This window comes from Gelidibacter pelagius (assembly GCF_017581925.1).
Taxonomy (GTDB): domain Bacteria; phylum Bacteroidota; class Bacteroidia; order Flavobacteriales; family Flavobacteriaceae; genus Gelidibacter; species Gelidibacter pelagius.
The window spans coordinates 121,954-143,972 of sequence record NZ_JAGEVG010000013.1; the positions used below are offsets into that span (position 1 = coordinate 121,954).

Below are 22,019 nucleotides of genomic sequence, written 5' to 3' on the forward strand. Positions count from 1 at the left end.
ATACCTCTAAACGGAGATATGCTTTTCACGGTAGAAGTTCTGTCGTTTGGATGAAAATATTTTCCTGCCCGCGATGCTAGTAGTTTCTTTGTTCCATCAAATTAATTAAAACAATTGTAATCATCATTAATTAATACACGCAAAAATGAAATCCGTAGAAAAATTCACTTTCAATGATTTAGGTCTCTTAATTTTAAGATTGTTCCTTGGATTAACAATGTTATTCGCTCATGGCCTCGGAAAATGGGGACGGTTGTTTGGTGGTGGTGAAATCCAGTTTAGGGATCCGTTAGGGGTTGGAGACACCACCTCGTTAGGCTTGGCTGTTTTTGCTGAAGTTATCTGTAGCATATTATTGGTTTTCGGATTAATGACCCGCTGGGCATTATTACCACTTATCATAACCATGTTGGTTGCGACATTTATCGTTCATAGCGCAGACCCATTTGGGGTGATGGAGAAAGCGATGCTTTATGGGGTTGGCTATATTACAATATTCCTGACAGGTCCAGGCAAATATTCGGTTGATTACTACTTGAAAAATAAAAGAGCAGTTGTCAAGTCGTAAAACGATCAGATAATAAAAACTAAATTTATGAAAAAGTATATCAGCATTCTTATAGTATGTATGTCATTGGTCTCTTTTGGTCAAAATCCAAATGGTGATTCAAAAGAAGTCGTGATTACAGGAAACATCATTGAGGCCTCCACAGGGGCGCCTTTAGAATATGCAACTGTGGCATTTACTGATATGCAGGGCAAGATTGTGACGGGTGGTATTACTGATTTGGAGGGCAAATACGCCATTAAAGTACCTGCTGGAATGTATAAGGTTACTTTTGAATTCATCGGTTTTTCTACTAAGACCCTAGAGAATCAAAACTTGACCAAGGACACTACTTTACCAACAATAAAGTTGGCGGAAGATTTGGAGAGTTTGGACGAGATTGTGATTCGTGCCGAGACTACCGAAGTTGTCGTAAGACTTGACAAAAAAATCTATAACATCGGTAAAGATCTGACTACCAGTGGCGCAAATGTTGGCGATGCATTAGCAAATGTACCGTCAGTTACTGTAGATATTGATGGTTCAATTGCCTTGAGAGGAAATGAAAATGTCAGAATATTAATCAACGGCAAACCCTCTGCGATTGCAGGCTTCGGATCTACTGATGCCTTGCGCGCGTTGCCAGCTGACGCCATTGACCGTGTAGAAGTCATCACATCACCTTCCGCCCGTTATGATGCCGAAGGTACCGCAGGTATCTTGAATATTATTTTAAGGAAAGAAAAAACCTTAGGCTTAAACGGGTCTATTCAAACCAATTTGGGGTTGCCGGCAAGTAGCAGTATTAATGGAAATATCAATTTACGTACGGACAAATTCAATATTTTTAATAACACAGGCTGGCGTTACCGAGAATCTCCCGGAAAAGCTTATTTCAAAAACCAATACTTATCCAATAGCATCATCAACCCTCTGGTTATAGAAAATAGAGACATGGACCGTATTAACAGAAATTTTAATACCAATTTAGGGATTGAATATTTTATTTCTGATAACACTTCCGTTACGGCATCTGCATTTTTCTCACATGGTAATGATGATGATGAAACAATTAATAAGACGGATGAATTTGACGCGGATAATGATTTGGCCATTAGTAGAGATCGGATAGAATACGAGTCCGAAACCGATACAAACTATCAATTTGCTTTAAATTATATTACCAAGTTCGACGATAACGGCCACGAATTAAAAGCCGATCTTCAATATGAAAGTGAGAATGAAGAGGAAATCTCGTTAATCAACGAAAACAATACCTTTCCTAATGAAGTCGTGTTGCCGTCTGAATTTATTACAACGGATGAAGACCAAAAGGAATATTTGGCTCAGATAGACTATGTACGCCCGATTGGCGAGAATGCACAGTTTGAAGCAGGTTATCGCGGTAATTTTAAAGAAACAGCTACGGACTATGATCTGACGGAGCAAATGACAGCTGGCGGTAGTTTTATACGAAATGATAGTTTGTCCAATATTTTTACCTACAACGAAAATGTGAATGCGTTATATACCCAATATGGTGATAAGTACGGAAAGTTTTCGGTATTGTTGGGTTTACGTCTTGAACATACTGAATTAAAGGGTGAAGTAGATGCAGAGAATATTGAAGCCAATGGGGACGATGCGCTCAACATTAATTTTGACAAGTCGTATACTGGGTTGTTTCCTACCTTGAATTTAACTTACGAACTCAATGATCGTGAAAGCATTTCTTTGGGCTATAACCGTCGTATCAATAGACCCAGAGGACGTTGGATCAATCCGTTTCCATCCCGTTCAAGTGAAGCCAATATCTTTCAAGGTAATCCTAATTTAGACCCGGCTTTTGCGAGTGCTTTTGATCTTGGTTATCTTAAACGTTGGAGTAAGCTCACCTTAACCTCTTCAATTTATTATCAACATGAAACCGATGCTTTTGAACGCATCCAAGAAGATACAGGTCGGGAAACTTCCAATGGGATCCCCATTATTAGAACACTTCCTATCAATTTAAGTACCAATGAGCGCATTGGATTTGAAGTCGGTATATTATATAATCCTGCCAAATGGTTACGCCTTAACGGTAGTTTTAACTTTTTTCAGTTCAATACAGATGGCGAATTTAACGGTATCGACTATGGCGCTAAAAATACCAGCTATTTTGCCAGAGGAAGTGCCAAGGTTAGTTTGCCTTATAAAATAGAATGGCAAACCAATGCTTTTTACAGAGGGCCTTCCAATAATTCACAGACCGAGAGTGATGGTATTTTATCAGTTGATCTTGCCCTAAGTAAGGATATCATGAATGACAATGCCACTGTAGGTTTTAATGTCAATGATTTGTTTAATTCGCGTAAACGATCATCTATCACTAATACTGATACTTTTATTAGTGAGAGTGAATATCAATGGCGCCAGCGTTCGGTTAATTTATCTTTTACCTATCGTTTTAATCAGAAGAAAGAAAGAAGAGCTCAAGAAAGTAGAGATGATGATGAAGGCGAGTTTTAAGACAAATGTTTTTCGCCCTTGTTTTCAGGAAATTTAGGATCGGGTTTTAGGTGAAATGCTCGAAACGGTTTCAAGATTTGTCTACTTGAAGGAATCGCTATTATAGGAAACCAAGTAGCGTCAGGGTTGATTCTACTGGGACATATTGGATTTGGAATTGAATAAATAAACAATTAAATTGTTGGTATTGAGAGGTCTTACCGACCTATTCATTGTAATCAATTCGAACATTATGAAAAATAACTTTCCTGGCTTAAAAGCTATCTATGTCAACTGTACATTAAAAAAATCGCCTGCTCAGAGTCACACCCGTGATTTAATGGATGTCTCTATAAACATTATGGAATCTGAGAGGGTTCAGGTAGAAGTGGTCCGATTAGTAGATTATGAGATTCCTGTGGGTGTCCAGCCCGATATGACAAAAGAGGGAGCATCAATAGATGAATGGCCTGAACTCTATAAAAAAATAATTGAGGCCGATATCTTGGTCATTGGAACTCCTATCTGGTTAGGTGAGCGTTCTTCTGTTGCCTCTAAACTTATAGAGCGTCTTTATGCTATGAGTGGGCATCAGAATGATAAGGGGCAATATGTATATTATGGAAAAACCGGAGGCTGTATCATTACCGGAAATGAAGATGGTGTAAAACATTGTGCTATGGGAATTCTGTATGCGCTTCAACATCTGGGTTACAGCATTCCTCCCCAGGCAGATGCAGGCTGGATTGGTGAAATCGGTCCAGGACCGAGTTATGGAGACAAAGAATGGGACGGCCATACAATAAACCCACCAACAGGTTATAATTCTTCTTTCACCAATAGAAATATTACTTTTATGACTTATAATTTACTTCACCTTGCCAAAATGTTAAAGGCAAGTGGAGGTTACCCTTCTTACGGAAATTCCAGAAAAGAATGGGATGATGGGACACGATGGAGTTTTGAAAATCCGGAATACCGATGATTCTCATGATTGCAAAGAACATCAATTCTGAATTTTATGATTGGGTTTTAAATCCAATTAGAGTACGGAAAAGTTCTGGCAATAATCAGAATGCGGTAAAAATTTGGTCAGGAAATTAAAACTATTGAAAAATGGATACGATGAAATTTGATGCGATTATAATCGGTACCGGACAAGCTGGGCCGTCACTTGCGGGGAGTCTTGCTGAAAATGGATATAAAGTGGCCATTATAGAAAAAGGCCAGCTGGGAGGTACTTGTGTCAATGTTGGGTGTACGCCTACCAAAGCCTATGTAGCCAGTGCGAGGCGGGCATTTATTGCTAAAAACAGCAAAGCATTGGGTGTTGAGGTGGATGGAACCATTTCTGTAAACCTTAAGGTCATTAAAGAGCGAAAGGATAAAATTATTGCGGATTCCAGATCAAGCTTGGATAACATGTTCAGTACCAACAAAAATATTACCCTTATTCCCGGCAAAGCACGGTTTTTAAATAATTTCGAGGTTGAGGTGGATGGCAAAACTTATAAATCTGAGAGATTTTATATAAATGTCGGTGGAAAACCTAAGATTCCGCATGGCTTTGAAGGCGTCAATTATCTTACTAATGAAAGCATCTTGGAACTCGAAGAGCTGCCAGAACATTTAGTCATTGTCGGTGGTGGTTATATTGGATTGGAATTTGGGCAAATGTTTAGTCGATTTGGAAGTAAAGTAACTATTTTGGATCGTGGTGATCAATTGCTGAAAAGGGAAGATCCTGAATTTGGTCATGCGATTGCTGAGATCTTTAAAGCTGAGGATATTGAAGTTCGATTAAAATCCGATTGCATTGGTGCTAAAAAATCTGGAGATCAAATTGAAGTGACGATTGACTGTACGGAAGGCAGTCCAACAATTAAAGGGTCGCATGTATTACTTGCTGCGGGTCGTGCTCCCAATACCGATGATTTGGGGCTTGAGAACACCGATGTCGTTTTGGATGACAAGGGATATATTGAGGTTAATGATGAGTTGCAAACCAATGCACCGCATATATGGGCACTTGGCGATTGCAACGGCGAAGGCGCCTTTACCCATACGGCCTATAACGATTTTCAGATAGTGAATTCCCATTTGTTTGAGGATAAAAAACGCTTGCTTTCCGATCGATTTACATGTTATGCAGCATTTATAGACCCTCCTATGGCCAGGGTAGGGATGAATGCTTACGACATTAAAAAAGCGGGAATTAAAGCCAAGGTGGCCTCAAGGTCGATGTCAAAAATTGCCCGGGCCAAGGAAATGGGGGAAACCCAAGGGATGCTCAAAATTTATATAGAAGAACATACCGAAAAAATTCTGGGAGCTACGTTTCTCGGTACAGGTGCCGATGAATATATCCACGTCATTATCGATCAAATGTATGCTGGTCAGTCTTATACGGTCATCCGTGATGCGATGCACATTCACCCCACCGTAAGCGAATTGATCCCTACGATGCTGGAGAACCCTGAAAAATTGTAAATAGTTAGCAGAATATTTATAGTTGCACGCTTTTTTATAAACTTTAGAGTATTAAGAGATTAAGTAAACCACCGTCGGTATTCAGAAATATCTCGAATGGGACGATCATCTTTATCTTGAAGTCGTATCTTCGTTTTGATTGAGAGCGAACTATCGTTATTAAAAAATTCATTCTATTCCTAATACTTTCCATATGCTTTTTACAAAATTAGGGATATTGCTTATTGGATTTGCGCAGGCAAGTTTGTTGCCTTATGCCATTAGAAAGGCGCTAAAACATGTAAAGTTGGATTTAGAAAAATATACCCTAAGTTTTTTAAGCAATAAAAGTCTTTACGGGCAAAAGTTGGTCAAAGGCTATAAGTGGATGCTCCTTGCCACAGCGCTTCTCACGTATACTTACTTCTGGTTATTAACCGAGTATTATGACCTTGGCGAACACGACAAACTCATGCGATACATAGATATAGGTTTCGCATCGCTCGCACTTCTTGCTTTTGTACCACATAATCTAACGCCCTATAGTCTAAAAAATTTTGCCCCATCATTCCAACGGTTCCTGCATAACGTATTGGCAGTAGTCGTATTTCTTTCACTTCCGGCATTGATCATTACGTTTCAGGTCATCATTATTCCCGAAATAAAATTTCTTGGCATTTCAGGACTGGTCATCATTGGAATAACCATGCTCACGGTCATGCTTTCAATTTTGAAAAATGGTGTTAATGGAGCAACAGAATTGCTGTTTATCAATGGTATAGGATTTTGGACTGTTTTTGTTACAATTGTTACTTTCGTGAGTTGATTTACTCAATTTTTTTTTTTAGATACTTGTGAGCTACCTTCAGATTGATAACTAAACTTATTCAAAAAATACCAATAAAAGTAAGTTACAATTTTTTACGTAAAAAGATGTAAAGCTTCTATTATGTGTTAATTTTTGTATGACCCCGATGTTAAAATGAATAAAACTTTTTCATTAGATTATTATTTCGCATGCTATATTATAACATTTATAGGTTTCTATTTTCATCTACTTTTACATTTATATCCGGAATCTTAATAAGCTCTATGGTAGTAGTTGCAAAGGTGATTTTACCATTGGTATTTTCAAACTCAATCCGAATCCTATCACTCAATAGATGTTTTAAAGAGCGACGTTTCTTATAATCTACAATGTATCTAAGGTTAAATAATATTCCATTATCTGTAAGTGATATTGCTAATGTTGGCTCTAGTTGGGCATCTTCGATGTAGAATTTACTGACCATTTCTTTCCATTGTGCTTTGGACCTTAAAGTAAATTCTGAAAGTATTTCTGAAGCAATTTTAGTCACTATGGATTTCGCCAATTCTACGTCAGATTCATATCGAATAGACAGGTTTAGTTCATCCCAAACAAATGGAAAATCTTGTGAGTAGTTGTAAACGCCTCCTTTAAAAACAAAAGCATTACTCAGTTTTACAATGCGTCCGCTATAGTTGTCTCCACTTATCCACTCGCCAATTTCCATCATCGTTGTGTACATACTGTCGACATCAATAACATCACCTTTAATCCCATTGATTTCAATACGGTCTCCAGATTGATATACTTTAAGAAGAACAATATAAATAGAAGCTACAATACTTAAAATAGGTTCTTGCAAGGCAAAGGCCAATCCAGCTGTAGTAATACCTATAATAAGGGGAAAATCTTTTATAACCCCTGAGAAATAAGAAAGCCCCAATAATATCAAAAGCAGATAGCCGAAAACCTCGATGCTTTTTTGCGCTTTATAGCGCATGGCTGTGTTTGAAATTTTCTTTTTTAAATAAACTCGTATTAATTTAATTAACAATAATACAATTAATAGCAACCCGATAAATTTGGCGATCATCAAGATTATCGGATATTCTATTATCCATTGACGTATGTTTTCTTGTAGTTGAATCATCAAGATTAATAATTTCCTTCAAAAGGTACGAAGTTTTTTATGGTTTCTGAATGATTATAATCATTTAAGAATTTCACGATCTTCCATTGATGTAATGCAATCAATTCGATTTAAAAAAACGGCATTAATGGGAACAAAGAGTTGCTGCTTATCAATGGTATAGATGTTTGGGTAATTTTGTTGCGTTCGTAAATTTGTGAGTTAATTTTCTCGAGCACTTTGCAAAATTTGATTGGAGCGATGTCTTATGAGAACTGATTTATAGTTTTCGATTATATATATAGAATGAAGCTAATGCGATTACACGTGAGTTTTGTTCTGGATTTTACACACTTATTAAACCGGATAAATCATGACTAATTCTTCGGCTATACGCTACGCAACGAATAATTGATTATTTGATCCATTCTTAAATCTCACAGTCACTGGCAATAACATGATTATAATTTAAATAGAGCTGCTATCTTCCTTATAGGTCGTACCTCCCTCGCAACAGCTAAGTTGCTATGCTGTAATCTACGCCATTTTCAGAATTCTCTAAAACACAACAGCCATACATTTGAATGTATGGCTGTTTCTCAAAAGAAATTTTATCCAATTCTTTATCTCGAACTAAAATCGACTTTTTTGTGCCTTAGGCAATTCTTTTCTTGGAACTTTTTGCTCACTCATTGCAGCCTGATAAATCAAGCCGGCGACTACGGTAGCCGCTTGCTTTAAATCCTCTTATACCAAATGATCGTAGCTGTCCATATTGCTGTGATGTGTTCGGGAATTGTATTCCACCTCGTCCTGAATAAATTGAAATCCTGGCAGTCCGACACCATCAAAGGATAAATGATCTGTTCCTCCAGTATTTTCAATAGTGATGGTCGTAGCTCCCAAATCTTCAAAAGGGGAGAGCCATTTGTTCATTATATCACGGGCGGCTTCGTTTTCTTGTAAATAAATGCCATTGATACGTCCCGTACCGTTATCGAAGTTGAAATAGACATTGAATTTTTCATGTGCGGGCTTTAATTTCATATCTTCTCTATTGGCAAAAGTTTTGGACACATAACCTCTAGAGCCGTGTATGCCTTGTTCTTCTCCTCCCCAAAGTCCAATGCGCACCGTGCGTTTTGGCTTGATATTCAAGGTCTTCAAAATCCGCATGGCTTCCATCATCACGGCTGATCCGGAAGCGTTGTCTGTGGCGCCCACCGAACCTTGCCACGAATCGAGATGGCCACCGATCATCACCACTTCATCTTTCAGTTTGGGATCCGTACCAATGATTTCACCTATAACATTATATCCTTTTTCCTGATCTGTATAAAATTGAGAGTCGACTTCTAGTTCTAACTCTACTGGCTCATTGGCGCGAACCAACCTAACAATCATATTATAATCTTCCAAAGCCATAGCGATATCTAAGAAGTTTTCCGGAGCGTCCATGGCGTGTGATCCTCCTTGTTGCACAAAGACCGTTCCGTCGTGATTTCTTGGCGAAGAACTGATGATGGCCACCGCGCCTTCTTCCTTAGCAAGATTCCCAAGTATTTCGGCTTTTTTTCTGGATTCTCTCCAAGACTGTATCCATTTTCTTCTCCGTTCCGCCATTCCGGTGGTATCCGCTTCTTTTTTGTCCAATTGAATGGCGCCCAGAGAATCCAATTCGGCTTTGGTATAGCGAACCAAATCGGCTTTATCATCCAATTTGTATTCGATTAATTTATCCATGGCCAAAATCTTGCCAGCAAGTTTTCCTCGGTAATTATTGACCAGAGCTGTACTATCTGCTTCTGGATCGATAAGGATAACCGCTGCTGTTTTCAGACCGTTGGTGCCACTTGTCCAGGCTTTAGGGAACGCAATGACAGGTTTATACCAAGGGGATTTCATAGCGATATAGAATTTTTTCAATTCCCATCCTTTTCCAAAATCCCCCCATTCGTCCTTAGCCACATTGTCAAGTCCCCAGGCTTTCAATTGATCTATCGAATAATCCATTGCCCTGTAATATCCCGGACTATTCATCAATCGTGGGCCACTTTTTTCAGTGAGATGGAAAGCGATATCCATCACTTGCGAGTTTTCTATTCCTTCTGTTTTGATTTGCTGCATTACGGACGCTTCCTGTGCAACGACAAAAGCGGGAATAAGTAATAGCCATAATGCAAAAGTTAGTTGACGCATAATTTTAAAATTTTAAGAATGTATCTCCAAGATTGGAAGGGTTTTTAAAGATATCAATTTCAACTTCAAAATTCAAGAGAGATTTTGAATATGTTTCTTTCATTGGTATTCGAGACTTATAAGATGAAGAATAAAGAATATAGAATCGATTATAGAATAAAGAATCAAGAATCAAGATTCAAGATTGAACAAAGAACCAAGACTTATGGAACCAAGAGTTGCCGGCAAGCAGGGAACGGAGATCGATGTAACTAAGTGATAAACATATATTGTTTAAACTAAAATTGCTCAATATTTTTAACAACAGTATTATTGTTAGAGGAAATGGCGTTTTTTGAAATACAAGAACTGGAAGTTTTTTCTATCTTAAGATGAAGTGTTTTACTTATATTTTTCTAAAAAATCAAAATCAATATATTTGGGGATTATAATCCCTGAAAATTAGTATATTTGGGGATTACAATCCCTGAATATGATTAAAAGAGCATTAGAAGAACAAATAAATAATCGATTTGGCAAAGGCAAAGCCATTCTTTTAATTGGTCCGCGTCAGGTGGGTAAGACCACCCTTTTCAACAAATTGTTAGAAAATAAGGAACATCTGTTTCTCAATGGCGATGATCCCACAGTTAGAAAACTACTCACCAAACCAAATATAGAGCAACTCAAGAATATTATAGGAGGTTATAAGGTCGTGTTCATTGATGAGGCACAACGTATTGATAATATTGGTCTCACTTTAAAGCTAATCACAGATCAACTCAAAGATGTTCAATTACTTGTTAGTGGCTCTTCTGCTTTTGAATTGAATAATCAAACACAAGAGCCATTGACTGGAAGGAAATGGGAATATCAGCTATATCCTATCTCTTGGTCTGAGTTCGAAGATAATGTTGGTTACCTAAAAGCACAACAGCAATTAGAATTGCGTATCGTTCACGGAATGTATCCAGATGTTATTAATAATTTCGGGGATGAAACCGCTGTTTTGAAACAGTTAACGGATAGTTATCTCTATAAAGATATTTTGAGTTATGGCGGAATCCGGAAACCAGAAATTTTAGAAAAATTATTAAGAGCTTTAGCCTTTCAAATTGGAAGTGAGGTAAGTTATAATGAATTGGCACAGTTGTTAGGTATCGATAAGAAAACCGTATCAAATTATATCGATTTGCTCTGTCAAGCCTATGTTGTTTTCAAGCTGCCAAGTTTTAGCAAAAACTTACGGAATGAAATTAAAACCAATCAAAAAATATATTTTTATGATACAGGTGTGAGAAATATGGTAATTGGTGACTTAAATCCGTTAGAAATACGACAGGACAAAGGCAACCTTTGGGAAAATTTTTTAATCGCAGAGCGACTAAAGCATAATGCCTATAATAGTTCGTTGGCTAAATGTTATTTCTGGCGAACCGTGCAACAACAAGAAATTGATTATGTAGAGGAAGAAGCCGGAAAAGTAATGGGATTTGAAATAAAATGGAACCCAAAAAGTAAGTTCAAAATCCCTAAAACTTTTGTTGAAACCTACAAAACGGAGGTTGATGTAATTACTAATGAGAATTTCAGGGAGTTTATAGGTTAAAATGGAGATCAGGTTGAAATAAGGCAACATGAGATATGTCGCTTATTTACATCATATTCGCTATATCTGTCGTAAATAAACGACATAATGATTTCTAAGAAACCATACTTCCCCTAAATATCAGAAAGTCTTTGATGAAATAGGAGAAAATATAAAAACGTATTGAATACAATATAAATAAACATCAAAAATATTTTAGTAAACTTTCAAGAAGACCACTAAAACTCACTACCTCTCTCGAAACTTTACTACAATTGAATCTACCGACTTCATAAAAGAACGGTTATCATTTTAAATTTATGCTTTCAATTGGGAAAAACTTCTTATTACTCAATCCGCTGTAGCTTTTTGAAGCTGATGAATGCGTCTATAGAATCGAGCTCCAATATGCTCTACTTGAGTATCCTTAAGTTGTATAGAGTGTTTTTTAAATTGATAAATTTAGTCGTAACTTTGCCGCCGAATCCCCATTTCACCTATAATGACCTATATTTTCGAAAAGATTGATCGCGTTTTTAGCCATTTAATATTTAGAGAAAAAGATCCCATAGATCGTGCCCGCATTAAAATGCTGTCCTATATTTTGATCTTATACCCTCTATTTACCGGTATCTTGATTTTGGCTTACCTTATAACTGGTGAAACCCTGCACCTGATCAGAGTCGTGTTTGTTTTTACTGGAACGCTATCACTGTTGGCAGTAGCCTATTTTACACATGCTTGGAAACTTGTATCACATGTTGTACTATTTATCTGTGGCCTGGTCATCTGGAGTAATCTTTTAGTTTATGTTCAGGGTATTGACCTTGAAACAGTACAGTGCATTTGGTTGGGCTGCATGCTAAGCTTTTATATGCATGGCTCAAAATGGGGATGGATTTATTCAATGATTTATATTTTGCCGGCTGTTATTTTTACAGCGTTTAGCAGTGATAGATTATTTAATCTTGGGATAAATCCTACCGATCAGAGCCAAATCTCTTATTTGTTTGTGATTTCCTATAATTTTTTGCTCATCATTTTTCTTCACTATTACTTTTTTAAGGAGTTTAATCGGAATTTCCTCAGTCTGACCCATACTAAAAATGAACTCAAAGACCTTAATAGCAAACTTAAATTGAGTTTGAGTGAAGTTGAGAAATTGTCTAACGCTCGAATGGAATTTCTTTCAACCATGTCGCACGAATTGCGTACGCCGTTAAACGGTGTGATTGGAATGTCCAATATATTGCTGCTTCAAAACCCTCGCGAAGATCAGGAAGAGAATCTGGCGCTCCTGAAATTCTCAACTGAGAATCTGCTGTCTCTCGTTAATAACGTTCTTGACTATAATAAATTCGACTGGAATAAGGTCGAATTGGAAAATGTTCCGTTTAATCTCTCTGCACTAATCAAGAATAATTTTTATAGTATTAAACAAAAGGCACAGAAGAAATCACTCCAAATGGTTCTCGAAATAGATCATAAGTTAAAGGATGTTAGTGTCGTTAGCGATCCCACCAGGATCACGCAAATTTTATCCAATTTGATGAATAACGCCATTAATTTTACCGAAAATGGCACTGTGAGTTTGTGTGTTCAGACCAAAGATATTTCCGATGGCAAAATGAAGGTTCATTTCATTATACAAGACACAGGAATAGGGATAGAGCCAAATAGACAGGAAAGTATCTTTGAGCCTTATGTTCAGGCTGCTTCCAATACTACCCGGCATTACGGAGGAACTGGGCTTGGGCTTCCAATTGTGAGAAAAATATTAGGCATGTTTAATAGTCACGTACAATTGGAAAGCGAGCCAAATAGTGGCACAAAAATCTCTTTCGATTTGGAACTGGATTATGAGAAGTTGCCAGTTTCCAAGACTCTTGAGCGTTTAAAAGGTGTTACTGATTTGGGACATCTCAGGGTTTTAGTTGCAGAAGATAATGAGGTAAATAAATTAGTGATTAAAAAAACCTTGGAAAAATGGAATATCGTACCGGAAATTGCAGGAAATGGTGCCATTGCCGTACAAAAATTAGAGCAGGAAAATTTTGATTTGATTCTGATGGATTTGTTTATGCCCGTTATGGATGGTTATGAAGCAACCAAAACTATTAGGAAATTTAAAGATCCAACAAAGGCAAGTATTCCTATTATAGCCCTTACGGCGCAATTTGACCAGAAAGTGGCTCAAAAAGTATTAAAGGCCACAATGGACGACTACCTTTCCAAGCCATTTAACCCAGACGATCTTTTTAAAAAGTTAAATACCATCGCAAATAGGAAAGTGGAAGTGTACACCTAAGGCAAACCATTATAATTGCTTCAATGGAATGGTTTTTAATAACGAAGTCTAAAGGTACAATGGTTTAAATTAGTGAAACTCAATTTTTAAAAATTGTGTAGCAATGTATTAAAAATTGATAGTTGTCCAATATCGGGATAATCCCGCTTTTCAGATGGATCTTTATTTTTTATTCCCCGTCACGCTCTGTCGTCGAAGTTAAAATAGTATAACTAATTCGATACCTCGTACTCTCGGGACGAGGTAGTTCATTTTAAAATGAATACTTAAACTTGAGCTGATAAATTGATTCAATCAACTCAAAAAATCATTATATTTGAGCCGAATAACTGTTTTAATCGGCTCATAATGATTTATGATTGGCAGCAACCTCAAAGGCTACCGCCACTCGAGATCTTCAAGATTTGGTTGGCAAAGGTATATTCATTGCAGCTGGTGGTGGTAGGAGTACACGCTATGAGCTATCTTTAGAAACAGATTAGTGTCCTTAGATTAAAATCCGTTTCTTTCATTCCTCTTCATTTCGCGCCTGTCTGCCGGACGGATAAGAAAAACTTCATTTTGATAAAACAGTTCCCTTTCACATCTTGAAGAGTTTGGGAAATGCCTACCGATCAATTGCCTAAATCCTATAAATATTCAGATAGAATGTAGGTCGTCAATTCGCTAATGCTAAGTAAGTTTTACTATTTTAGAGGCTCAATAACACTCTATAGAATTTAATGGCATTATTTCAAGCATCAGTACTTAAATCGCATCTCGCTTTACTCGATGACGCAATAGTTGACAAAGCATATAAGAAATATCAAAACTACTTTTGGAATCCTACCATTCAGGAGAACATCAAGAGTGCTAAAGAAGAACAATATCAAGCGACCTTTCTAAATGAGTTGTTCGTTACTGTTTTAGGTTATACGCTGTTTCCAAACCCTAATTACAATCTAACCACCGAATTTAAAAACGAGAAGAACAATAGAAAAGCAGACGGAGCGATTTTAAAAGAAGGTGTTGCCATTGGCGTTATTGAATTAAAGGGAACAAATACAAAAGATTTAGAGAGTATTCGCCGCCAGGCTTTTGACTATAAAGCCAATCACAAAGATTGTGTTTATGTGATCACCTCTAATTTTGAAAAACTTCGGTTTTATGTTAATGATGCCACAGAGTTTGAAGAGTTCGATCTGTTTACACTCACGCCAGAGCGTTTTAAGTTACTGTTCCTGTGCTTAGAGATCAAGAACATACTAAGTCAGACACCGCTTAAAATCAAGGAAGCATCCGTTCGGGTGGAGGAGGAGATTACCAAAGCCTTCTATAAGGATTATTCCATCTTTAAACGTGAACTGTACAGGGATTTAGTTAAGCGAAATGCCAAAACTGTAAAGGCGAAGTTAAGTGAAACCAATCTTTTAGAAAATCACGATTATATCGTTCGGCTGGAAAAGAATGTGAAGCTCACCTTGTTTCAAAAATCCCAAAAATTAATCGACCGCTTTTTATTTATTTTCTTTGCCGAAGACAGAATGCTATTGCCATATAACTCGACCCTTCAAATTTTAAACAAATGGAAAGACGACTGGGATTTTGGCGATGAACGCCCATTATACGATCTCTTTAAACAGTATTTCCACTTTTTGGACACGGGCAGAAAAGGGACACAGAGCCGTGCCGAAATCTACGCCTACAACGGTGGTTTGTTTAAACCCGATGCCATTTTGGATGCGCTCGAAATTGATAATGATCTTTTGTATAAATACACGTCGTTATTATCCAATTACGATTTTGAAAGTCAGATAGACGTCAACATCCTTGGACATATTTTTGAAAACTCGCTCAATGAGATTGAAAGTGTCAACGCAGAAATCGAAGGCGCCGAATTTGACAAACAGACCAGTAAACGTAAAAAGGATGGTGTTTTCTATACTCCTAAATACATTACCAAATACATAGTAGAAAATACGGTTGGTAAGCTTTGTGAAGAAAAGAAAATCGAGCTGGACTTCCATGAAGAAGAATATTTTAAAGGCCGTAAAAACAGAAATAAAACCACCGTTGAGAAACTGGTCAAGATTTTAGATGACTACCGCGAATGGTTATTGCAATTGACCATCTGTGATCCAGCCTGTGGTTCTGGTGCATTTTTGAACCAAGCCTTGGATTTTCTGATTAAGGAACACGCCTATATTGACGAACTCAAAACCAAGCTTTTGGGTGGTGGCTTACAATTCCCTGATATTGAAAACACCATTTTGGAAAATAATATTTATGGTGTTGACTTGAATGAAGAAAGCGTCGAGATTGCAAAACTTTCTCTTTGGTTGCGAACTGCACAGCCACGAAGGAAACTGAATGATTTGAGCAGTAATGTTAAATGTGGGAACAGTTTAATTGATGATAAAAAGGTTGCGGGAAGTAAGGCTTTTAAGTGGGAGGAGGAGTTTCCTCAGGTTTTTAGGAAAAAGAATTTAAAAGCATACCATATCACCACGGCTGTACATGATAGTAGAACTTCCGATAGGATGGTAAAGTATAAAGTACGTGAGCGTCGAGATATGGGCACAAACCCTTATCCCAAAGTAGTGTATTTCACTGACACCGATGATTTGATTGTAAGCAAGACCGTAGCTGGAATTGTAAAAGAAGATGGATTAAGACTTTTGGCGTATAATATATGTGGAGATCATATTCATTTGCTGTTGGTATGTGATATAAACGATATCCCGCGTATTATGCAGAAGATAAAGTCGGTAACGTCAAAAATACTGACAAAGGAGCATGTTGTTGCTGTTGCAAGGGAGCATGCTCCCTTGTCAAAAAAGAAAAAGCCGCTATGGCAGCAAAAATACAGTCCGCCAAAAGAGATAACCAGTGAAAGACAGTTATATAACACGATTAATTATATCCGAAATAACAGGAGCAAGCATCAGATGCCAGAACATAGTGAGCAGCTACAATCAATTATAGATGGCATGACCATGCCTGAAGCCGAGGCTTTTAAAGCTGAGTTCACCGGTGGATTTGATGTTGTGATTGGGAATCCGCCTTATGTAAGACAAGAGTTATTTAAGGAAATAAAACCTTATTTGAGCACAAGATATAAATGCTATAATAGCACAGCAGATTTATATACTTATTTTTTTGAAAAGAGTATAAAGGAACTTATTAAACCAGATGGACTTTATAGTATTATAGTTGCAAATAAATGGATGAGGGCTAATTATGGTAAGGAATTAAGAGTATGGCTTAGAAATAAAAATATCATAGAAATAATTGACTTTAAAGATCTACCTGTTTTTGCAGATGCTACTGCTTATCCTTGTATTATTACTGTAGGAGGTAAGAATATTAGTGAAAAGTTCACGGGTGTTGAAGTTGATACATTAGACTTCTCCAGTCTCGATCAATATGTTAATGATTACAGGAAAACTGTAAATAAAAGGTTTCTGAGTGATGAAGCTTGGTCGTTAGCTGATGAGGGCGTTGCAAATATTGTATCTCGCCTAATGGAAAAATTTGAGAGTTTAAAGCAATTCATTGATGGGAAAATGTACGTAGGACTTAAAACAGGTTTAAATGATGCTTTTATCGTAGATCAAGAGTTTTATGAAAAATTAGAGTCAAGTTCTAAAGATTACAGTAAGATTGTAAAGCCTTATGGCGTGGGAAGGGATTTATCGAGGTATGGGAAACCTTCAATTAATAAATATATCATTGCTATACCAAGTAAATGGACAAATAAAGAAGGTGAATTTGAAAACGAAAATCAAGCTTGGCAATGGTTTGCAGCAAATTATCCAATACTAACCAATCATTTAAAACCCTTTGAAAAACGTGCGAAAAAAAGAAGTGATCAAGGTAATTATTGGTGGGAACTTCGAGCTTGTGATTATTATAATGAATTTGAGAAACCTAAAATTGTTTATCCCGAAATAGCAACTGAGGGACGATTTACAATAGATATAGAAAACACATATTTTGATATGACTAGTTTTATTATAGGTTCTGATTCTGAAGAATTGTTAGGGGTTTTAAATTCCAAACTTATAAGTTTCATTTTTGGAGAAATTAGTTCTGAAATAAGAGGTGGGTTTTTGAGATGGAAACGTCAGTATGTCTATAATTTACCAATTCCACAAAAAATAGAGGACTCAAGGTTAAAATCTAAGGTTGGACACGTGATTGAACTAATAGCAAAATATGATAGTACAATACACAAGTTTTCAAGTTTCTTTCAATCAAAAATTACATTTTGCATATCTTCAAAGAAACTCGAAAACTGGCACGAACTATCCTTCGGAGACTTCATCAAAGAACTCAACAAAGCCATAAAATCTACCAATAGAGAAAGAGCCAAAGAAAGTTTGGAACCAATCCCAGAGCTCACCAAAAAAGATGAATTTGAGTGGATGGAGCTCTTTGAGGAAAACAAGAAGAAAGCACAAGAACTTCAATCTCAAATAGACAAAACAGAAAAGGAAATTGATCAGATGGTTTATGAGTTGTATGGGTTGACGGAGGAGGAAATTAAAATTGTGGAAAATAGTTAATAAAAGGGATATTTTAATTCGATTTTGATTCACGAACACAACTATAAAAAATATTAAATTGTGAGTAAATTAAAATCGTAGAAAATAGTTAATAAATGGGACATTTTAATTCGATTTTGATTCACGAACACAACAATTTGAAATAATAAAGTCATAATTATAGTAGGACAACTGATAAGTTAGAATTAGATACAGATGCTTTAGAATAAATAACTGGCATTTGACCCTTCCATTTACTCCATAGATTATCATCGTTAATTAATTCCGACATAAAATGACCGACATTTATTCTACTTACTTTGCCGGCGTTAAAAATTGCACTTCTAATCGGTGAAGGATATATCACGTATTCGGTTACTTCGTTTTCATTTATTAAACCATCGGGTCTAACGGCCACCCACTCAATATACGTATCATTTTGACCAATTTTAGTTCTTAAATAATCAGCTGCTTTTTCATTATCTACGTGCGGGGGCAATAACAATCTTAAAAGACACATAACACAGTTTTGAGCAAACGAAATGGGCTCATTTAAATCCCGATTTTGATTCCCAGAAGTGTTCATCAACACATATTTAACAGGATGTTTTGAACTACTGTTTTTTATTGCAGAACAAAGCCGTTTGGTAGCATCAGTAACCAGTTTTCTTGGTTTGCCATAGATGCCTTTCCAATTCAAATTGTGTCCAAGACAGGATGCCACAGCGCTGCAATCAGAAACATAGTTGCTCATTTCTTCCTCACTTAATTCCAGTAGGCTTGCTGTGATAATTTGTACTTTATCATTATTTTTCCATAATTCGGTTAGGTTTTGGGTAGAACGAACGATGACTTTAACTTCATTTCCTTGAATAAGAAGCTGATTAACCAATTGTCTACCTGTTGCTCCACTTGCACCTACTACTAAAACCTTCATATTTTGTTTACCTATTTCTTTTTATGATCTTGACAATACGATTAATCATAATCTCGGACAAATTCCATTCATAACCATTAAAATCTGTTGTGTTTATAAACTGCACCACAACCGTGTCAATATCTTCATGATATTCTGCAAGGCTTTGATATCCAACAACCAGACCTCCGTGGTCATAGACGTAAGGATAGATTTCCTGTTCACCTTCTTCAAATACTGAACCATCGTTTAGGGCTCGCAAAAATATTCCGACATCTTCTGCTGTGGCTAACATTCCGTTCTCATTAGCTTTGAAATCTTCGTCATCACCCACATAGTATCCACTCATCACCTCATTTAAATCGACTTCAGCAATCGAAAAAAAAGTATGGTTCAGCTTTAATGGTCTCAATATTTTCTCTTTGATGTACTCATGGTGATTATATCCCAATACGGTATCCATAATTCTGCGAAGCAATAAATAATTTGTGTTTGAATATTCGTATCCTTTATCAGGTTCAAAGCTTGCCGGCAAATCGAGGGCAAAATCGAGGGCATTTTTGTTATTTTCCTGTTCGTTTTCCCAAAAGGCAGGATTATCTGTGAAATTGGGAATTCCAGACCGATGTTGAACCATCATCTTCAATGTGATTTTCTCTGCATTTTCAATTCTATCTGTAAGGTTTGGAAAATAATCGACAAGCGTTTCATCCAAGGACAAGCGTTTTTCTTTGACCATTTTGGTGATAGCTACAGCCGTATACAACTTGCTGATACTCGCAATTTTAAATAGTGAATTAGGGTCGGCCGGTATTTTGTTTTCTCTATCTTTCCAACCACCTGTATAAAACGCTGGTGGTTTTCCAGCTTCGTCCACATAAACAATCATGCCATCAAATCCATATCCAATGGCCTCATCTACTTGTTCTTGAACAGTGTCGGGAAGCGGTAGAATCCAGGCTTTTACCAAAATCCAAGGCACAAAAAACAGGGATATGGCTGTTCCAACGAACAACAAAATGCGTACAATCCATTTGGCTTTTTTGTTTTTTATCATTTTCCCTTTTAACCTGTAGTTATTGAATCTATTTCTTTAATAATAAGATGTCCTAGTTCTGTTAGTTCGTGATATTGGTCAATCATGGTATCAAATTGCCAGGCGGCCAAGCTAATCACATTTCTATAAGCTGGTGTGGCGGTATATTCAATGAATGCTTGGTCGTATTCAGACTGAGGCGTAGCTTTAGTGGCTAAGGAATCTAATGGCATAAATGCGGAAGCCAAAATAAGCGACCTATCAAATTGAGTATCGAGATAATTTTCTTGGTGAACTGTAAATTGATTATAACTCCTCTCATTTTCTGCAATATCATCTACTAAACGGTGATATTTGGCCAAAAGCGAATCAAGTTGGGTATTGTTTATTTTGCCATAATATTTCGAATTCTTTAATGATTCATAACCGCCTGAATTGGGTTTAAAGTAAAAATCGGCAAAAGCAGTGCCACTGATCTTGAACAAAAAAAGATGGTCATTTTCGGTCTTGTTTAAGATGCTATTTCGTGCTTTTTTACATAAGTCAGCAATTTGCTTTCTTCCTTTTACCAATTCATCTAACTGCTCTAAATCTTCTTTTGTATGTGACTTTATTTTTATCAAATTTTCATTCAAAGAAATTTTATCTTTTTTCGACTGATTCCAATTATTTATCTGCAATGCAATCAAAATCCCTATGACAACCAGTATGATTTCTCCCAACGCATACTTCAGGTATTGAATTTTTTTATGGTCTAAAATTAGCTTATGCCTTACTCTTCGAAAGAACTTCATAATGTGGTTCTAATTTGCTTACAATGCGCTTGTAAGGTTTGTTGCGTGTTTAAGTAACTAAATTAATAAACAAAAAAAACCAAGAAAATTTTGAAGCAACTTTTTAAAAAAGCAACAACCAAAACAATTAATAAGACATGTTGTTAAGTGCTGAGATTTTTACATTGTAATTAGTGTAGCTATTTCTGGACACCACCTTAAACCACCTGTTGAAAATGTCTTGTCTAGTGGCAGGATAAAGGCAGGATAAAGGCATATAAAAGCCATGTGGTTTAACTATTAAATGATGATATTTAAAAAAGGTCGATGCATTGGTCTAAATTAGACTTATTTCCATCCAGTTGGTGCCCGTAGTGGATTTCCTTTTGCGGAGAAAGAGGATTAACGTCGTTGATCCCCAAAAGGAAATCCTGTGCAAGCATAGAAACCCACGCATCGCCAGAAAAAGGCGATGCTGTGTTTTTTCTTTGTTTGTCCCACCATATATAAAGAATAAAAATTACCAAACATACTGATGAGCCCCAGAGAAGACCTGTTCTAAGGCTATCGGTACTTTTGCCCATTACAGCAATAAAGATTGTGAGAGGTGTGATGCCAATTAAACTTGCTGCAATAAACTTCCAATAGCCCATCCTTAACAATCCACCTACAAAACTGATGGCATCATTGGATAAAAAAGGATTGATGCGGGTAACGATAATGGCCCAAATACCATAATCCTTTAGGAAATTCTCAATTTTTTTAGCCGACTTTTCACCAATAAGACTGGTCACGAATCGGTCACCAAAATATTTTCCTATAATATAGCCAACTGATGACGCGGCATACACGGAAATTAGAATAATTAAACTACCCCAGATTGGGCCATACGCCAGGATGGAAACAACCATCAGCAAAATACTAGGAATGACTAAGAGAAACATTTGGACGATCATGGCCAGGATCAATAATATTGGACCAAACCATCCAAAATCATTTACCCATGTTTGGATGCGTTGTTCATCATTACTAGTCAGAACCGACCAGGCTTCATGAAAAAATGCTTGGACTTGAGGAACAAAAAAATAGGCTAAAATGATGCCTCCAAATCCTGCAATGGAAAGATATAAAGGTATGTTACTTTGTTTTGTGTTCTTGGATGTTTTTTCCATTCGCTGCTTGTTTATCTGATTTTAGTGATCATTGGACAAAAATATAATATCCCAAGGCTGAAAAAGTCATTTTTCTAAA

Annotated in this window: 15 protein-coding genes; 9 read left to right on the plus strand and 6 right to left on the minus strand. The window is 36.7% G+C overall.

Translation table 11 applies throughout. From position 1 onward, the window contains the following. Positions 1–145 precede the first annotated feature (145 nt). The 5 genes from J4051_RS12190 to J4051_RS12210 all read left to right on the plus strand — a co-directional run bounded on the left by J4051_RS12190 (position 146) and on the right by J4051_RS12210 (position 6,332). A complete protein-coding gene (locus J4051_RS12190; RefSeq protein ID WP_208234151.1) occupies positions 146–568 on the plus strand; it encodes a DoxX family protein in 423 nt (140 codons plus the stop codon). Between the two features lie 27 nt (positions 569–595). After that, entirely contained in the window at positions 596–3,058 is a 2,463-nt protein-coding gene (locus tag J4051_RS12195) for an outer membrane beta-barrel family protein (RefSeq protein WP_208234152.1), read from the plus strand. Positions 3,059–3,290: 232 nt separating this feature from the next. Further along, positions 3,291–4,022 (plus strand): flavodoxin family protein, encoded by a 732-nt coding sequence (locus tag J4051_RS12200; RefSeq protein ID WP_208234153.1) that lies wholly within the window; start codon positions 3,291–3,293, stop codon positions 4,020–4,022. Positions 4,023–4,153: 131 nt separating this feature from the next. Continuing rightward, positions 4,154–5,527 (plus strand): mercuric reductase, encoded by a 1,374-nt coding sequence (locus tag J4051_RS12205; protein ID WP_208234154.1) that lies wholly within the window; start codon positions 4,154–4,156, stop codon positions 5,525–5,527. Between the two features lie 193 nt (positions 5,528–5,720). After that, the gene (locus J4051_RS12210; RefSeq protein ID WP_208234155.1) at positions 5,721–6,332 is read left to right on the plus strand and encodes a hypothetical protein; all 612 of its coding nucleotides are present in this window, start codon (positions 5,721–5,723) and stop codon (positions 6,330–6,332) included. Between the two features lie 208 nt (positions 6,333–6,540). Here the strand turns inward: J4051_RS12210 and J4051_RS12215 are convergent, their stop codons facing one another. Further along, a complete protein-coding gene (locus tag J4051_RS12215; RefSeq protein ID WP_208234156.1) occupies positions 6,541–7,464 on the minus strand; it encodes a mechanosensitive ion channel domain-containing protein in 924 nt (307 codons plus the stop codon). 726 nt (positions 7,465–8,190) lie between these two features. After that, entirely contained in the window at positions 8,191–9,642 is a 1,452-nt protein-coding gene (locus tag J4051_RS12220; protein ID WP_208234157.1) for a M20/M25/M40 family metallo-hydrolase, read from the minus strand. A gap of 472 nt (positions 9,643–10,114) precedes the next feature. Between J4051_RS12220 and J4051_RS12225 the strand changes: the two genes are divergently transcribed. The 4 genes from J4051_RS12225 (at position 10,115) to J4051_RS12235 (ending at position 18,064) form a co-directional block, all read left to right on the plus strand. Further along, positions 10,115–11,230, plus strand: coding sequence for an ATP-binding protein (locus tag J4051_RS12225; protein WP_208234158.1), 1,116 nt, complete (start codon positions 10,115–10,117; stop codon positions 11,228–11,230). A gap of 481 nt (positions 11,231–11,711) precedes the next feature. Next, positions 11,712–13,517 carry a response regulator gene (locus J4051_RS12230; RefSeq protein ID WP_208234159.1) on the plus strand — a complete coding sequence of 602 codons (1,806 nt, stop codon included), beginning with the start codon at positions 11,712–11,714 and terminating at the stop codon, positions 13,515–13,517. A 359-nt stretch (positions 13,518–13,876) separates the two neighbouring features. Beyond that, positions 13,877–13,999, plus strand: coding sequence for a hypothetical protein (locus J4051_RS19160; protein ID WP_262897800.1), 123 nt, complete (start codon positions 13,877–13,879; stop codon positions 13,997–13,999). Between the two features lie 240 nt (positions 14,000–14,239). Continuing rightward, positions 14,240–18,064 (plus strand): Eco57I restriction-modification methylase domain-containing protein, encoded by a 3,825-nt coding sequence (locus tag J4051_RS12235; RefSeq protein WP_208234160.1) that lies wholly within the window; start codon positions 14,240–14,242, stop codon positions 18,062–18,064. 157 nt (positions 18,065–18,221) lie between these two features. Here the strand turns inward: J4051_RS12235 and J4051_RS12240 are convergent, their stop codons facing one another. From J4051_RS12240 to J4051_RS12255, 4 genes are all read right to left on the minus strand, one after another. Next, positions 18,222–18,980: an NAD(P)-dependent oxidoreductase gene (locus J4051_RS12240; RefSeq protein ID WP_208234161.1), complete on the minus strand. Its 759-nt coding sequence runs from the start codon at positions 18,978–18,980 to the stop codon at positions 18,222–18,224. 7 nt (positions 18,981–18,987) lie between these two features. Further along, complete coding sequence (locus J4051_RS12245; RefSeq protein ID WP_208234162.1) at positions 18,988–20,016, minus strand: serine hydrolase domain-containing protein; 1,029 nt, start codon at positions 20,014–20,016, stop codon at positions 18,988–18,990. Positions 20,017–20,024: 8 nt separating this feature from the next. Then, complete coding sequence (locus J4051_RS12250) at positions 20,025–20,789, minus strand: DUF6090 family protein (RefSeq protein ID WP_236027408.1); 765 nt, start codon at positions 20,787–20,789, stop codon at positions 20,025–20,027. A 293-nt stretch (positions 20,790–21,082) separates the two neighbouring features. Beyond that, the gene (locus tag J4051_RS12255; protein ID WP_208234164.1) at positions 21,083–21,940 is read right to left on the minus strand and encodes a TVP38/TMEM64 family protein; all 858 of its coding nucleotides are present in this window, start codon (positions 21,938–21,940) and stop codon (positions 21,083–21,085) included. Between the last annotated feature and the right edge of the window lie 79 nt (positions 21,941–22,019).

Bases quoted from the DNA above. Each gene is read 5' to 3' on its own strand.
- J4051_RS12245 (WP_208234162.1), bottom strand. From the start codon at position 20,016: ATGATAAAAAACAAAAAAGCCAAATGGATTGTACGCATTTTGTTGTTC.
- J4051_RS12240 (WP_208234161.1), bottom strand. From the start codon at position 18,980: ATGAAGGTTTTAGTAGTAGGTGCAAGTGGAGCAACAGGTAGACAATTG.
- J4051_RS12235 (WP_208234160.1), top strand. From the start codon at position 14,240: ATGGCATTATTTCAAGCATCAGTACTTAAATCGCATCTCGCTTTACTC.
- J4051_RS12210 (WP_208234155.1), top strand. From the start codon at position 5,721: ATGCTTTTTACAAAATTAGGGATATTGCTTATTGGATTTGCGCAGGCA.
- J4051_RS12220 (WP_208234157.1), bottom strand. From the start codon at position 9,642: ATGCGTCAACTAACTTTTGCATTATGGCTATTACTTATTCCCGCTTTT.
- J4051_RS12225 (WP_208234158.1), top strand. From the start codon at position 10,115: ATGATTAAAAGAGCATTAGAAGAACAAATAAATAATCGATTTGGCAAA.
- J4051_RS12200 (WP_208234153.1), top strand. From the start codon at position 3,291: ATGAAAAATAACTTTCCTGGCTTAAAAGCTATCTATGTCAACTGTACA.
- J4051_RS12255 (WP_208234164.1), bottom strand. From the start codon at position 21,940: ATGGAAAAAACATCCAAGAACACAAAACAAAGTAACATACCTTTATAT.
- J4051_RS12205 (WP_208234154.1), top strand. From the start codon at position 4,154: ATGGATACGATGAAATTTGATGCGATTATAATCGGTACCGGACAAGCT.
- J4051_RS12250 (WP_236027408.1), bottom strand. From the start codon at position 20,789: ATGAAGTTCTTTCGAAGAGTAAGGCATAAGCTAATTTTAGACCATAAA.
- J4051_RS12215 (WP_208234156.1), bottom strand. From the start codon at position 7,464: ATGATTCAACTACAAGAAAACATACGTCAATGGATAATAGAATATCCG.
- J4051_RS12230 (WP_208234159.1), top strand. From the start codon at position 11,712: ATGACCTATATTTTCGAAAAGATTGATCGCGTTTTTAGCCATTTAATA.
- J4051_RS12195 (WP_208234152.1), top strand. From the start codon at position 596: ATGAAAAAGTATATCAGCATTCTTATAGTATGTATGTCATTGGTCTCT.
- J4051_RS12190 (WP_208234151.1), top strand. From the start codon at position 146: ATGAAATCCGTAGAAAAATTCACTTTCAATGATTTAGGTCTCTTAATT.